We start from the raw sequence: 14160 nt of genomic DNA on the forward strand, positions 1-14160 counted from the left end.
GTGGCAGGCGGAGATCCTCCGTTGGCCGTTGAGGTGAAACAAGCGATGCCGAACCAGGCCGCAGGACCGCGAGTGCTTTTGAAGCGCCTGCGCGAGCTCATGGCCGAAGCGCTGGAGCCGCAGGAGCGGCTTGATCGTATTGTTCGCGAGATCGCCAAGCAGATGGTTGCCGAAGTCTGCTCGCTTTACGTGTTGCGCTCGGACTCCGTTCTTGAACTCTATGCCACCGAAGGTCTGAACCCGGGCTCCGTTCACCTGGCGCAGTTGCGGCTGGGGCAGGGTCTCGTAGGCACGATTGCAGCGTCCGCGCGCGCCCTGAACCTGACGGACGCCCAGCGCCACCCGGCCTTTGCGTATCTCCCGGAAACGGGCGAGGAAATCTACAACTCGTTTCTCGGCGTGCCGGTGCTGCGTGCGGGGCGCACGCTGGGTGTCCTGACGGTCCAGAACCGGACCATGCGTCAGTACCGGGAAGACGAGGTCGAGGCGCTGGAAACCACCGCCATGGTGATCGCGGAAATGATTGCCACTGGCGATCTGAACCGCCTGACCCGGCCAGGACTCGAGCTTGACCTCACGCGCCCGGCAAGCTTTGCCGGCTTGTCCTTCAACGAAGGTGTCGGGCTCGGCCATGTCGTGCTGCATGAACCGCGCGTTGTGGTGACGAACCTCTTCAACGAAGACAGTGACGAGGAGCTTGGCCGCTTGAACGAAGCGCTTGGCTCGCTTCGTTTATCGATCGACGACATGCTGTCGCGCCGCGATGTTGCCTTCGAGGGCGAACATCGGGCGGTGCTCGAAGCGTACCGGATGTTTGCTCATGACCGCGGCTGGGTGCGCCGGCTGGAAGAAGCCGTGCGCAACGGTTTGACGGCGGAAGCTGCGGTGGAAAAGGTCCAAAGCGACATGCGCGCCCGCATGCAGCACATGACCGATCCTTACATGCGCGAGCGGATGAGCGATTTCGACGACCTCGCCAACCGCCTGCTGCGCCAGTTGCTTGGCCGCACCGGTGACGGCCTTGGCGAGGCGCTGCCGCGCGATGCAATCGTCGTGGCGCGCTCCATGGGTGCGGCCGAACTTCTCGATTATCCTCGCGACCGCCTGCGCGGACTGGTGCTTGAAGACGGGTCGATCACCAGCCATGTGGTGATCGTGGCCCGCGCGATGAGCATTCCCGTTGCCGGGCAGGTCAAGGGCGTTGTGTCCATGGCCGAAAACGGCGACGCGATCATCGTTGACGGCGAAGAAGGCCAAGTCCACCTGCGCCCGCAGCCGGACATCGAGGCCGCCTTTACGGAGAAGGTGCGGTTTCGCGCCCGCCGCCAGGAGCTTTACCGTGAAACGCGCGGCGAGCCTTCTGTGTCACGAGACGGGGTGTCCGTTGATCTCCTGATGAATGCCGGACTGGCGGTCGACCTGCCGCAACTGGCGGAATCGGGCGCAGCCGGCATCGGGCTGTTCCGGACCGAGCTGCAGTTCATGGTGGCCGCCACCTTCCCGCGCGCCGAAGCGCAGGAACGGCTTTATCGGGACGTCCTCGATGCCGCGAAAGAAAAGCCGGTCACTTTCCGCACGATCGATATCGGCGGCGACAAGGTGCTCCCTTATTTCAAGGGTGCCGTGAACGAGGAAAACCCCGCACTTGGATGGCGTGCGATCCGCTTGACGCTGGATCGCCCCGGTTTCCTGCGGACTCAGATGCGCGCGCTCCTGAAAGCCGCCGGCGGTCGCGAACTGCGCGTGATGCTGCCGATGGTCACGGAAGTGGACGAGATCCTGCGCGCAAAGGATTTGATCGACCGCGAGGTGCGCCATCTCAGCCGTTTTGCGCATCATCTCCCGAATCGGGTGAAGCTCGGCGCGATGCTGGAAGTCCCGTCGTTGATGTGGCAGCTCGAGGAACTGATGAGCGCCGTGGACTTCGTTTCGGTGGGGTCCAACGACCTGTTCCAGTTCATTACCGCCACGGACCGTGGCAGTGCGCTTTTGTCGGACCGCTTTGACCCTTTGTCGCCGCCTTTCCTGCGCGTTCTGAAGCAGATCGTGGAAGCGGGCGCCAAGGCTGACACCCCCGTGACGCTTTGCGGCGAGATGGCGAGCCGACCGCTTTCGGCGATGGCGCTGATCGGTGTCGGGTTCCGCTCGATTTCCATGTCGCCCGCTGCGATCGGGCCCGTGAAGGCCATGCTGCGAGAGTTGCCTGTGGCTGATCTCGAGGTTTGCATGAACGGGCTGTTGCAGCGGCCGAACGCTAAGCATTCGCTGCGTGCGGACCTGCACGCCTTTGCGGCTGCGCACGACGTGCCGCTCGTACCGCTCTAAAGTTTCGGGATTGTCTATGATCAGCCTTCCTGCCGAGCGCATGGACCAGATGCTTCGGCGCTTCGATTATGTTGAAGCACAGATGTCACAAGGTCCGGATGCGGAAACCTATGTGAAGCTCGCATCGGAATACGCGGAACTGCAGGAGATTTCTGGCAAAATCCGCGCCTTGCAGTCGGCAACGGCGGAGCGAGCGGATCTTGATGTCATGTTGGCAGAACCGGAAATGCGCGCACTGGCGGAAGCCGATATTCCTGCCGTGGAAGCCCGCATCGAAGCGCTGCAAGCCGAGATCCAGATCCTTCTTCTTCCCCGCGACGCGGCGGATGCCAAGAATGCGATTCTTGAAATCCGTGCCGGGACTGGAGGCGACGAGGCAGCGATCTTTGCGGGCGACCTGTTTCGCATGTACGAGCGCTACGCCTCGGGGCAGGGCTGGCGGGTGGAACTTGTGTCGGCGAGCGAGGGCGACGCAGGAGGCTACAAGGAGATCATTGCAACGGTTTCGGGCCGCGGCGTGTTTTCCAAGCTCAAATTCGAGTCCGGCGTCCACCGTGTCCAACGTGTGCCGGCAACCGAAGCATCAGGCCGCATCCACACATCCGCGGCAACGGTCGCCGTGTTGCCGGAAGCCGAAGAAATCGACATCGAAATCCGCAACGAGGACATCCGCATTGACACGATGCGCGCGTCAGGAGCGGGCGGACAGCACGTCAACACCACGGACTCGGCGGTGCGCATCACGCACATCCCAAGCGGCATCGTCGTGGTGCAGGCGGAAAAATCCCAGCACCAGAACCGGGCGCGTGCCATGCAGATCCTGCGGGCGCGGCTTTTCGATGCCGAACGAAGCAAGGCAGCCGACGAGCGCTCGGAAGCACGGCGGCTGCAGGTCGGTTCGGGCGACCGGTCGGAACGCATCCGCACCTACAATTTTCCGCAAGGCCGCGTGACGGACCACCGCATCAATCTCACGCTCTACAAGCTCGATCGCGTGATGGAAGGCGACCTCGACGAGTTGTTCGACGCGCTGATCGCCGACCATCAGTCTGCACTTCTTCTTTCGCTTGGCGACGGCTGAACGGCGCGTGATGCAAGCAGCCGTTGCCCTGCGCATGCTTCGGCAGGCTTTTCGTGACGCGGAGCTTGCGAGCGCTGATCTCGATGCGCGCCTTTTGGTGGAGCATCTTGGTGGCGTCGACGCGCTCAGCCTCATCCGCGAACCAGACCGACCCTTAAGCGAAGCGCAGGTGCAGGCGCTTGCCGATGCGCAGCGAAGGCGCCTTCGGGGTGAGCCCGTCCACCGGATCCTTGGATTCCGTGCGTTCCACGGGCTCCACCTGACGCTCTCTAAGGAAACGCTCGAACCCCGGCCTGATACGGAAGTGCTGGTTGATGCGATCCTGCCGTTTCTTGGCGAACGGGCTGAGAAAAAAGGCGCGGCACGCGTTCTTGATCTCGGCACGGGAACGGGCGCGATTGCCTTGGCGCTGTTGAGTGAGGTTCCGGCCCTGTCCGCGGTTGGCGTCGACATTTCCCCTGATGCGCTTGAAACTGCCAAACGCAACGCCCACATCAATGGGATGGGCGGACGCTTCGAAGCGCTCCTGTCCGATTGGTTTTCGCGCGTGAGCGGCTCGTTTGACGCCATCGTGTCGAATCCGCCTTATATACCCCATGCCGCCCTCCCCCTTCTCGACCGCGAAGTCGCTGATCATGATCCGCTTCGCGCCTTAGATGGCGGGGACGATGGGCTCCAGGCATACCGGATCATCGCGCGCGATGCCGGCGCTTACCTCGATGAGGACGGACGCATCGCAGTGGAAATCGGCTGGGACCAACAGGAACAGGTTCGAGCCCTCTTCGAGGCCAGCGGGTTTTGGTGGATAAACACGGTTCACGATCTATCCGGTCATGACCGTGTGATGCTGTTCAGTCAGGATGATCGGCAAGCTGGATGACGCCTGGCTGCAGACGCAGATCCGCTTAAAACGTAGCGCAGACAAGGGATTGAATGGAATTCACTTGGCAAGGTGCGGTTTTGTGTCTAGGGTCGAACGTACCGGACGACGAAGCAGGCAGTGCCGTTACCGATTCGGGATCACAAACAGATACTGCCTTCTTGCGTGAGGAAACGCCTTTGCTTCGTGCGAGGATCGTCCGGCAAGTGACTAGGATACAATGACGTCACGTCAGATGGTTGCATCGCGCGAAGCGCGGCAGACCACCACACAACCGGCTAAACGGTCCGTCCAGTGATGACGCTTCATCTGCGTTGTCAGGGCGTAGCCGTTTCGGTTGCCAATTTTTCCTCTCAGTCGATGAGCCAGGTCAGAAAGAACTAGAATGAGGCCACAACAGCAAAACCGGCGCATGCGCGGCCGCAACAACAATAATAACGGCGGCAACAACAACAACAACAATCACAATCATAACCGCAAGGGCCCAAATCCGCTGACGCGGAGCTATGAAAGCAATGGCCCGGATGTGAAGATCCGTGGTTCCGCGCAGCAGATCGCCGAAAAATACACGACGCTGGCTCGGGATGCGACCAGCTCCGGCGACCGTGTCATGGCCGAAAACTACCTGCAGCACGCCGAGCACTACAACCGCATCATTGCCGCAGCCCAGGCTGCGATGCCGCAGCCGCCCGTACGCGACCAGCGCAGCGACTTTGATGAAGATATCGACGATGACAATGACGGCATGGAAGTGCCGCAGAACCAGCCGAACAACGGCGGTTCGTCCGAGCAGCCCGTGCAGGCCCAGGATGGCCAGCAATCCACGGAAGGGCGCGAAACGCGCGACCAGAACGAGCGCCGCGATCGCGACTTCAACGGCCACCGCGAGGGGCGTGAGCCCCGTGAAGGGCGTGAGCCCCGTGAAGGACGGGAGCCTCGCGAAGGCCGCGAACCTCGCGAGCGCCGTCCGTTCCGCGAGCGCGGCGATCGCCAGCGCGGCGATGGCAGCGGTCCGCAGCCTGTCATTGAAGGTGTTCCCGCGGAAGTCGCTTATGGTGAAGCACAGAGCGTGCAGAACCAGCCGACGGCGTCCCCTGAGGCCGCGCCGGCTGCCGGGCACGTCAACGGAGCGGCCGCTCAGGACGGCGAAGTGGTGGTGACGCCGAGCGTTGCCAGCGAAGCCAATGCCGCCGTGGCATCGACCGATGGCGAAGACAAGCCCGCGCCGCGCGCGCGCCGTCCGCGCCGTCCGCGCACCCCCAAGGGGGAAGCCGGCGATGCGCCGGTCGAGGGCGCCGGCGAAGACCGGCCCGTCGAAACCGCAAGCTGATCGACGCATCAGGTTGGAATTTGAATGGCGGGGCGAAAGCTCCGCCATTTTTCGTTCACGCGTTCTTGAGCCCGCTTCGGCCACCCCCCATATGCCCTTTGAACAAGGGTCGGCCGTTCCGGCGGCCCGTCATCTGACACTGATCCGGTGCCGCAAAGCGGGCCGGCTAGGGGAAGGGACCATCATGAACATCGAGAAATACTCTGAACGCGTGCGCGGCTTCATCCAGTCCGCGCAAACCATGGCGCTGTCGCGCAACCACCAGCAGTTCACGCCCGAACACCTCCTGAAGGTGCTCGTCGATGATGGGGAAGGCCTCGCGTCGAACCTGATCGAGCGTGCCGGCGGCCGTCCAAAGGACGTGCAGCTTGGCGTCGAAGCCGCGCTCGAAGCTCTGCCCAAGGTGGAAGGCGGCAACGGCCAGCTTTACCTCGCGCAGCCGCTCGCCAAGGTGTTCACCACAGCCGAAGACATTGCGAAGAAGGCTGGGGACAGCTTTGTCACCGTCGAGCGACTCCTGACCGCGCTTGCCGTCGAGAAGTCCGCCAAGACCGCGGACATTCTTGCCAAGGCGGGCGTGACGGCTGCCGCTCTAAACACCGTGATCAACGATTTGCGCAAAGGCCGCACCGCCGATTCGGCTTCCGCCGAGCAGGGCTATGACGCCCTGAAGAAGTATGCCCGCGACCTTACCAAAGACGCGCGTGAAGGAAAGCTCGATCCGGTGATCGGCCGCGACGACGAAATCCGCCGCACGATCCAGGTCCTGTCGCGCCGTACCAAGAACAACCCTGTTCTGATCGGTGAACCCGGTGTGGGCAAGACGGCGATTGCCGAAGGCCTCGCGCTGCGCATCGTCAATGGCGACGTGCCGGAAAGCTTGCGCGACAAGCAACTGATGGCGCTCGACATGGGCTCCTTGATTGCCGGCGCGAAGTATCGCGGCGAATTCGAGGAGCGGCTGAAAAGCGTCCTGTCCGAAGTCACTTCGGCCAATGGCGACATCATCCTCTTCATCGACGAAATGCACACGCTGGTTGGCGCGGGCAAATCCGAAGGCGCGATGGATGCATCCAACCTTCTGAAGCCTGCGCTGGCCCGCGGCGAACTGCATTGCGTCGGCGCAACCACTTTGGACGAATACCGCAAACATGTGGAAAAAGACCCGGCGCTCGCCCGCCGCTTCCAGGCCGTGTTTGTCGGTGAACCCACCGTCGAGGACACGATCTCCATCCTGCGTGGCTTGAAGGAAAAATACGAGCAGCACCACAAGGTCCGGATCTCGGACTCCGCGCTAGTGTCGGCTGCAACCCTGTCGAACCGCTACATCACCGACCGTTTTCTGCCCGACAAGGCGATCGACTTGGTCGACGAGGCCGCGTCGCGGCTGCGCATGCAGGTCGATTCGAAGCCGGAAGCGCTGGACGAGATCGACCGCCGCATTATGCAGCTGAAGATCGAGCGCGAAGCGTTGAAGGTCGAGAAGGATGCAGCGTCCAAGGATCGTCTTGACCGCTTGGAAAGCGAGCTTGCTTCGCTGGAAGAAGAGTCCGCCCAGCTGACCTCCAAGTGGCAGGCGGAAAAGCAGAAGCTTGGTCTTGCCGCCGACCTCAAGCGCCAGCTCGATGAAGCGCGCAACGAACTCGCCATTGCCCAGCGCAAAGGTGAATTCCAGCGTGCGGGCGAGCTCGCTTATGGTCAGATCCCGCAGCTCGAAAAGCAGCTGGTGGAAGCCGAGGCGGTGGAAAATCGCGGCTCGATGGTGGAAGAAACCGTCACGCCCGATCATGTCGCGCATATCGTGTCGCGTTGGACCGGTATTCCCGTCGACAAAATGCTGGAAGGCGAGCGCGAAAAGCTTCTGCGCATGGAAGACGAGATCGGCAAGCGCGTTGTCGGCCAGGGCGAAGCGGTTCAAGCCGTCTCCAAAGCCGTGCGGCGTGCCCGCGCGGGCTTGCAGGATCCCAACCGGCCGATCGGCTCCTTCATGTTCCTCGGCCCCACGGGTGTCGGCAAGACCGAGCTCACCAAAGCGCTGGCAAACTTCCTGTTTGCCGACGAGACCGCGATGGTGCGCATCGACATGTCGGAATTCATGGAGAAGCATTCGGTGGCTCGCCTGATCGGCGCGCCTCCCGGCTATGTCGGCTATGAGGAAGGTGGAGCGCTGACCGAAGCCGTGCGTCGCCGGCCTTACCAGGTGATCCTGTTCGACGAGATCGAAAAGGCTCATCCGGATGTCTTCAACGTGCTGCTTCAGGTGCTCGATGACGGTCGCTTGACGGACGGACAGGGCCGTACGGTCGACTTCCGCAACACGCTGATCGTGATGACGTCCAATCTTGGCGCGGAATATCTCGTCAACCTGGCCGAAGACCAGGAAGCGGACGCTGCCCGTGACCAGGTCATGTCGGTGGTGCGTGGCTCGTTCCGGCCGGAGTTCCTGAACCGTATCGACGAGGTGATCCTGTTCCACCGGCTGCGTCGGCAGGACATGGGACGCATCGTGGAGATTCAGCTCGAGCGCCTGCACAAGCTCCTGGCCGATCGCAAGATCACCATCACGCTGGAGCCGGACGCGCAAGACTGGCTCGCCAACAAGGGCTACGACCCTGCCTATGGCGCGCGCCCGCTCAAGCGCGTGATCCAGAAGGAGTTGCAGGATCCGCTCGCCGAGAAGATTCTGCTCGGGGACGTGCCGGATGGCTCGACCGTGAAGGTTTCGGCCGGTTCCGACCGGCTGACCTTCTATGTCACCGGCTCCAAGACAGAAGCCGATGGCGAACGCGTCGCGGCTTAAAGCGGCGAGCGCGTTTGGGAGAAGATTGGCCAGCCGGATGCATGCGCGTCCGGCTGGTTTTCTTATCCGTCGTCGCTGAGCACCGAACCCAACGCTGACGACAGATCCTTGACGGCGGAACTGTTGCGCAAGTTCTTCATCGTATCCGGAAGCGTCGCCGACGCCGTTTCGCTTGCCTTTGCGACCTTCAGCGCCTGAAACGGAACAGGCAGCAGGTCGCTGCTGTCGCTCGGCTTGATCAGGGCAGCAACGATGCGCCCGCCCGTTATGGCCACAAGGTTTTTGATCGTCCCGACAACCCTTCCAGACGGCTCCTTCACATCGGCGCCAATCAGGTCGGCGATCAGCAGCTTGTTCTCAGCCGCTTTCTTCAGCGCCGAAACGGCGTCGCTCGATGCGGAAGACAGGTCCGGCAGATCCTGCGCAGCGGCTGGCGTGCTCCCCAGCAGCAGAAGAAGAAGAGAAGTGCGGAAGTAGGTCATATCGGCCTCCTGTCGGATTGGTTGTGCTTGGCCAACCTCGGAGGACGGACACAGTTCCGATACTCGCGCTTCTGGCCGCTCGCTCCGGTTGTCCTACAGGCGGAGCAACGGAACCTCGGACGCAGAAGGCTCAGCCGTTCTCGACTTCGTCGCGCAGGTAGGGTTCCACCGTGCCTTTCAGCTTCATAGTCATGGGTCGGCCGCGGCGATCCAGCGTTTTTCCCGCCTGCACCAGGATCCAGCCTTCGGACACGCAGTATTCCTCCACATTGGTCTTTTCCGCACCATTGAAGCGGATGCCAACCCCGCGCTCGATGAGCGTTTCGTCATAGTGCGGGCTCTTCGGATCGGTGCTGAGGCGGTCAGGAAGGTTCGATGCGGTCATGGATCATCCCGGGTTTTTGTTCGCGTCCGCATAAGGCAATCCGACTGCAACGCCAACGTGGAAGTGATCAATTGACCTTCAACACGCCATTTTCACGTCGTGTTCATGTTGAATGAAGCGGTATCTCCGTGAACTCACACGCCAGGGTAAGCGTTTGTTTACCAAGCTGGTGGCGTGATGGTTCCGCTTTTCGCAGAGGTTTCCATGATCCGACGCATGATCGCTGCAGTTTTCCTGATCACCGCTGCCGGCCTGTCGCCGGCGCTGGCGGCGCCCGGGCAATCCGCGCCTGTTGGTGACGACCAGACGCGCGGTGTGCAACTGGCCCAGAATGGCGACATCCAGATCTTTTATGATGAATACGGCCGTCGCGTCGTCGTGGACGCGTTTTCCGGCCAGATCATTGCGGTGGAGCCCCCGAACACCCGCAACCGCGCGCCCTGGGTTGAAGATCGAACGACGGTGCGGCGGGATCGCTACAATCTCAGCGACCCCTATGAACGCGATCTTTACATGCGCGAAACGGGGCGTGATCCTTACACCGGCCGGCCGTTGATCGATGAGCGGGAAGTGTTGGTGTACCCGGAAAACGGCGACGCCTATCCTCTTACAGAGGAAGGCCAGGATTACCGTGAGTCCGGCATCGAACGCCGCCCGCTCGACGAGGGTTACGCCAACCCGCCGCAAACGGCTTCAACCACGCCGAACGAGCCGGCCGAGATCGTTCCTGTGGCACCGGCGCCGTCACGGAAGTCCAGCGAAGACATAGCGAAGCTGCAAGTGCTGCTCGATCGCGCAGGCGCTTCGCCAGGCGTGATCGATGGCCATGACGGTTCCAATGTCCGCAAGGCACTGCTCGCCTATGAGGAACTCACCGGCGAAACGCTGCCGATCGGCAATGGCGCAGCGCTTGACGCCGCCCTGGCGGCGACCGGCGGACCTGCTTTCATGGATTACACGATCACCGCCGAAGACGTGGCCGCACCCATGGTGGCGTCCGTGCCGGACGATTACGGCGAAAAGGCCAAGCTCGATCATCTGAGCTTCACCTCCGTGACGGAGATGTTCGGTGAGCGTTTCCACATGGACGAGAATTATCTGAAGGCGCTCAATCCCGAAGCCAACTTCAACCGTGTCGGCACCATCATCCGCGTCGCCAATGTGGGGCAGAATGTGTCCGCGCAGGTCGACCGCATCGTTGCCGACAAGGGTCGCAAGCAGGTCCGCGCTTATGATGCGCAGGGCAAGCTCGTGGCGGCCTACCCCACCACAATCGGCTCCGGCGACACGCCTTCGCCGACCGGCACGCACAAGGTGGCCCGCATCGCGTTCGACCCGGAATACACCTATAATCCGAAGTTGAATTTCAAGCAGGGCAGCAACGACAAGGTGTTGCGCATTCCCCCGGGTCCGAACGGGCCGGTGGGCACGATCTGGATCGCGCTCGACAAGCCGACCTACGGCATCCACGGCACACCGGAACCGTCCAAGATCGGAAAGACGGAAAGCCATGGTTGCGTCCGCCTCACCAACTGGGATGCGGCCGAACTCGCGAAGATCGTGAAGCCAGGCATCTTTGTGCAATTCATCGAGTAGCGTCGCAACGCCGTTTCGCGTCGCTGCCGTGTCAGAAGTCTGACGTGCGAAGCTCATAGGTTCAGGCATGGACATGGCTGAACCGCAATTGCACGACACCCCGCCGATCGAGGGGCAGGGAAGGCCCTTCTGCCCACCCCAAGCGCGCCCTTTCGTGCTCGTGTCAGCGATCCTCGCATCCGGCATGGGCTTCATCGACGGATCGGTTGTTGCACTGGCAATCCCCGCCATCCGGGCTGATCTTGGCGCCGGTCTGGTGGATGCGCAGTGGATCAGCAATTCCTACATGCTGTTCTTGTCGTCGCTGGTGCTGCTTGGCGGCGCAGCCGGTGATGTTTTCGGGGTCCGCACGATCTTTGCAGGTGGCATAGCCCTGTTCATGGTGACGTCGCTTGCCTGCGCCGTCGCTCCCGACGCGCAATGGCTGATCGTGTTGCGTGCGTTTCAAGGCGTTGGCGCGGCCTTCATGGTGCCGGGCAGCCTAGCCATCATTGCCAAGTCCTATCCGCCTGCCACGCGTGGTGCTGCCATCGGTACATGGGCGGCCTTTTCCTCGATCACGGCGGCGATCGGCCCCTTTATCGGTGGCATGGTGCTGGCTTTGGGTGACCCGTGGATGTGGCGGTTGATTTTTGCCATCAACGGGCCGATCGCCCTTGTGGCGCTGGCCATGCTGTTCATGAAAGTCCCGCAGGACCGGCCCGCGGAACGAAGACGGCTTGATTATCTCGGCGCGCTTCTTGCAACCGCAAGCCTGGGCGCGTTTGCCTGGGGCTTGACCGCTTTCGGCCTCCCCGAGTTCCAGCGGCTGGCTTCCCCGTGGGTCTGGCTTCTGGCCGGCGCGCTTGCGGCCGTTCTGTTCCTTGGATGGGAAAGGCGCGCCAAAGCGCCCATGGTGAAGCTCGGCTTGTTTGCGTCGAAAGCGTTTTCCGGCGCCAATTTCTATACGCTGGTCCTGTTTTTCGCCTTTACCGCGGTTCTGTTCTTTCTGCCGATGACCTTGATCTCGGCTTGGGGCGCCCGCGAATGGGAGGTCAGCCTTCTTCTTCTGCCCTTGTCGGTGTTTATCGCCTTGCTGTCGGGCCGCGCCGGCCGCTTCGCCGATCAGGAAGGACCCCGGAGGATCCTCACGGTGGGTGCAGGCTTGGTTGGCGTGTCCTTCGCCATCCTGACGCTGACCTTGCCCTTCATGCGCATGTGGACAGTGACCTTTCCCGCGCTCAGCCTCATGGGCCTCGGCATGGGGCTTCTGGTTTCGCCGCTTTCCAGCGCGGTGATGCTGGCGGTACCCGATGACGACACCGGGCTTGCGTCGGGCGTCAACAACGCCGTTGCGCGCGCTGCAGGACTAATCGCAATCGCGGGTATGGGAGCGCTTGCGGGGCTGGTATTTGCCGCAGCCTATCCGGACGGCAGCCCCGATTACGGCGCCTTGATCGCAGACCCCGGTGCGAATGAGGCTGCGCGTGTTGCCGCCACCAACCTGGCGTTCCAATCCGTCACCAGCGTTTCGTCCGTTGTGTGCTTCATGGCCGCCGCGGTCGCGTGGTGGACGCAGCCATCCTGGAAGAGTGGGCAGAAGCCCCTGGCTTGAGGCGCATCCGCCGTTCAGCGGCTGGCCAGCGTCAAGCCTTTTTGGGCTTCATCGGAAAGCAGCGTGTCGATCCGCTCGCGCTCCTTCTCGAAGGCTGCAAGTTCTTCATCCTTTAAAGCGCGTCCTTCCGGCAACCGAACGCGCATCGGATCGACCTTGGTGCCGTTGACGATCAGCTCGTAATGAAGGTGGGCTCCCGTGGACAGGCCGGTCGTCCCCACATAGCCGATCACCTGACCCTGGCGGACCTTTGCGCCAGCGCGAACCCCCGGGGCAAAGGCGTTCTGGTGGTTGTAGGAGCTTTCATAGCCGTTGGCGTGGCGGATAATGGTTTGACGGCCATAACCGCTGCTCCAGCCGGCCGACACCACCACGCCATTGCCCGACGCGATGATGGGGGTCCCGCGCGGAGCCGCCCAGTCCACGCCCGTGTGCATTCTCGTGTAGCCCAGGATAGGATGGCGCCGTGCCCCGAAGCTCGATGTGAACCGGCCGTTCGGCACAGGGTTGCGCAGCAGGAACTGGCGTGAACTGCGGCCGTCCTCGTCGAAATAGTCGATCGTGCCATCTTCCATCTGGAAGCGGTAGAAGACCCGTTCCACGTCGCCGATGCGCGCCTTGACGTACAGAAGCTCGGAAGCTTCCGTACTGTTGTTGTCGTCATCAGGCTGCGAGAAAAACACTTCCAGCCGGTCAGTCGGCGTGATTCGCGCCTGGTAGTCGACATCCGATGCAAGCAGTTTCACCAACTGCTTGGTCATGGTCCGCGACAGCCCGTAGGAAAGGGCGCTGCGGTTCACCGCATCGTAGAGGGTCGGCAGTTCGCCCCGCGCGGGCGCTGGAAGCGTCTGACCGAAGGCGCTGGCAACCAGCGGGCTTGGCGCCGGCGCATCACCTTCCACGAACTCGCCCTGGTCGTTGAGCGCAACCGTCGCGATGTGGTCGCCCTTTTCATAAAGGCTGCAGCGCAGCACCGTGCCTTGGTCGCCGGTGACTTCCAGGCCGACGCGCAGGATCGCTCCTGCTTCAAGCGTGTCCTCGCCCGTGACTTCGGACAGGGATGCAGCCATGGCCTCCGCTTCATTCGTATCGTAGCCGAACTTGGCCAAAGCCGTTTTCACGGACTGGTCGGTTTTTATCGGAATGATCTCTTCCGCATAATCGCGACCCGTTTCGCTTCCGGCGCGCGGGAACACTGACATGTTCTGCGGCACGATCCGCACGCCGTAGGGCGCCAGGATCTGCCCGTCGAGCGCATTGCCGAAGCGTTCTTCATCCACATAGTGCAGGGACGCGACCTGAATCGCACCATCGGACAGAATAGCGCCCGTGGTGCGGACCACATCCTCGACCTCATCGGCCGACAATTCGCTTTTCTCGTCGAAGGCTGCGGTTTCCAGCGGAAACGCACCCGTTTTCAGCGTCACTTCGCTTTCCACCCGCGCGCCGTAGATCAGACCCGTGTTGGCGGTCTGCACGGAGGCATCTTCCGCGAAAACTTCTAGCGGATCGAATTTGGGATAGCTGGCCCTGGCGGTGGCCCGTTCGGCCATTGCCATGGTGACATGCATAAAGGGAACGGTGCGGATGACGTCGCGGTCACCCTGGCGACTGACAGTCGACACTTCCATGCGCTGGCGGTCGGTTTGTCGGGCAATGGCACGCGGGGCCACGACGCGGTCGCGCT

Annotated in this window: 10 protein-coding genes (1 of these 10 only partly in view); 7 read left to right on the top strand and 3 right to left on the bottom strand. The window is 62.2% G+C overall.

Features of this window, described 5'->3' with window-relative positions; translation table 11 throughout:
* Nucleotides 1–45: 45 nt before the first annotated feature.
* The 5 genes from ptsP to clpB all read left to right on the top strand — a co-directional run bounded on the left by ptsP (nt 46) and on the right by clpB (nt 8416).
* Nucleotides 46–2325, top strand: coding sequence for a phosphoenolpyruvate--protein phosphotransferase (ptsP, locus tag J5Y06_RS04575; protein ID WP_209333884.1), 2280 nt, complete (start codon nt 46–48; stop codon nt 2323–2325).
* A gap of 16 nt (nt 2326–2341) precedes the next feature.
* Complete coding sequence (prfA, locus tag J5Y06_RS04580) at nt 2342–3406, top strand: peptide chain release factor 1 (protein ID WP_209333885.1); 1065 nt, start codon at nt 2342–2344, stop codon at nt 3404–3406.
* 10 nt (nt 3407–3416) lie between these two features.
* The gene (gene prmC / locus J5Y06_RS04585) at nt 3417–4286 is read left to right on the top strand and encodes a peptide chain release factor N(5)-glutamine methyltransferase (RefSeq protein ID WP_209333886.1); all 870 of its coding nucleotides are present in this window, start codon (nt 3417–3419) and stop codon (nt 4284–4286) included.
* A 385-nt stretch (nt 4287–4671) separates the two neighbouring features.
* Nucleotides 4672–5616, top strand: coding sequence for a DUF4167 domain-containing protein (locus J5Y06_RS22995; protein ID WP_245247560.1), 945 nt, complete (start codon nt 4672–4674; stop codon nt 5614–5616).
* 184 nt (nt 5617–5800) lie between these two features.
* Entirely contained in the window at nt 5801–8416 is a 2616-nt protein-coding gene (gene clpB / locus J5Y06_RS04595; RefSeq protein ID WP_209333887.1) for an ATP-dependent chaperone ClpB, read from the top strand.
* A 62-nt stretch (nt 8417–8478) separates the two neighbouring features.
* On the opposite strand, the gene J5Y06_RS04600 is transcribed toward clpB, so the two are convergent.
* Together J5Y06_RS04600 and J5Y06_RS04605 are read right to left on the bottom strand one after the other, a co-directional pair.
* On the bottom strand, nt 8479–8898 hold the full coding sequence (locus J5Y06_RS04600; RefSeq protein ID WP_209333888.1) for a PRC-barrel domain-containing protein: 420 nt from the start codon (nt 8896–8898) through the stop codon (nt 8479–8481).
* Between the two features lie 130 nt (nt 8899–9028).
* A complete protein-coding gene (locus J5Y06_RS04605) occupies nt 9029–9283 on the bottom strand; it encodes a DUF3297 family protein (protein WP_209333889.1) in 255 nt (84 codons plus the stop codon).
* 216 nt (nt 9284–9499) lie between these two features.
* Here J5Y06_RS04605 and J5Y06_RS04610 point away from each other — a divergent pair, with 216 nt between their 5' ends.
* Nucleotides 9500–10879, top strand: a complete 1380-nt coding sequence (locus tag J5Y06_RS04610; protein WP_209333890.1) for a L,D-transpeptidase — start codon at nt 9500–9502, stop codon at nt 10877–10879.
* Nucleotides 10880–10946: 67 nt separating this feature from the next.
* On the top strand, nt 10947–12473 hold the full coding sequence (locus J5Y06_RS04615; RefSeq protein WP_245247561.1) for an MFS transporter: 1527 nt from the start codon (nt 10947–10949) through the stop codon (nt 12471–12473).
* Nucleotides 12474–12487: 14 nt separating this feature from the next.
* Here J5Y06_RS04615 and J5Y06_RS04620 read toward each other — a convergent pair whose 3' ends face one another.
* Nucleotides 12488–14160: the 3' portion of a M23 family metallopeptidase gene (locus J5Y06_RS04620; RefSeq protein WP_209333891.1), read on the bottom strand. Its footprint extends 265 nt past the window's final position; only the last 1673 of its 1938 coding nucleotides appear in the window; the start codon falls outside the window, past its right edge; its stop codon occupies nt 12488–12490.

Origin of the sequence: Tianweitania sediminis, assembly GCF_017813335.1 — a bacterium.
GTDB classification, from domain to species: domain Bacteria; phylum Pseudomonadota; class Alphaproteobacteria; order Rhizobiales; family Rhizobiaceae; genus Tianweitania; species Tianweitania sediminis.

Bases quoted from the DNA above. Each gene is read 5' to 3' on its own strand.
- ptsP (WP_209333884.1), top strand. From the start codon at position 46: ATGCCGAACCAGGCCGCAGGACCGCGAGTGCTTTTGAAGCGCCTGCGC.
- prfA (WP_209333885.1), top strand. From the start codon at position 2,342: ATGATCAGCCTTCCTGCCGAGCGCATGGACCAGATGCTTCGGCGCTTC.
- prmC (WP_209333886.1), top strand. From the start codon at position 3,417: ATGCAAGCAGCCGTTGCCCTGCGCATGCTTCGGCAGGCTTTTCGTGAC.
- J5Y06_RS22995 (WP_245247560.1), top strand. From the start codon at position 4,672: ATGAGGCCACAACAGCAAAACCGGCGCATGCGCGGCCGCAACAACAAT.
- clpB (WP_209333887.1), top strand. From the start codon at position 5,801: ATGAACATCGAGAAATACTCTGAACGCGTGCGCGGCTTCATCCAGTCC.
- J5Y06_RS04600 (WP_209333888.1), bottom strand. From the start codon at position 8,898: ATGACCTACTTCCGCACTTCTCTTCTTCTTCTGCTGCTGGGGAGCACG.
- J5Y06_RS04605 (WP_209333889.1), bottom strand. From the start codon at position 9,283: ATGACCGCATCGAACCTTCCTGACCGCCTCAGCACCGATCCGAAGAGC.
- J5Y06_RS04610 (WP_209333890.1), top strand. From the start codon at position 9,500: ATGATCGCTGCAGTTTTCCTGATCACCGCTGCCGGCCTGTCGCCGGCG.
- J5Y06_RS04615 (WP_245247561.1), top strand. From the start codon at position 10,947: ATGGACATGGCTGAACCGCAATTGCACGACACCCCGCCGATCGAGGGG.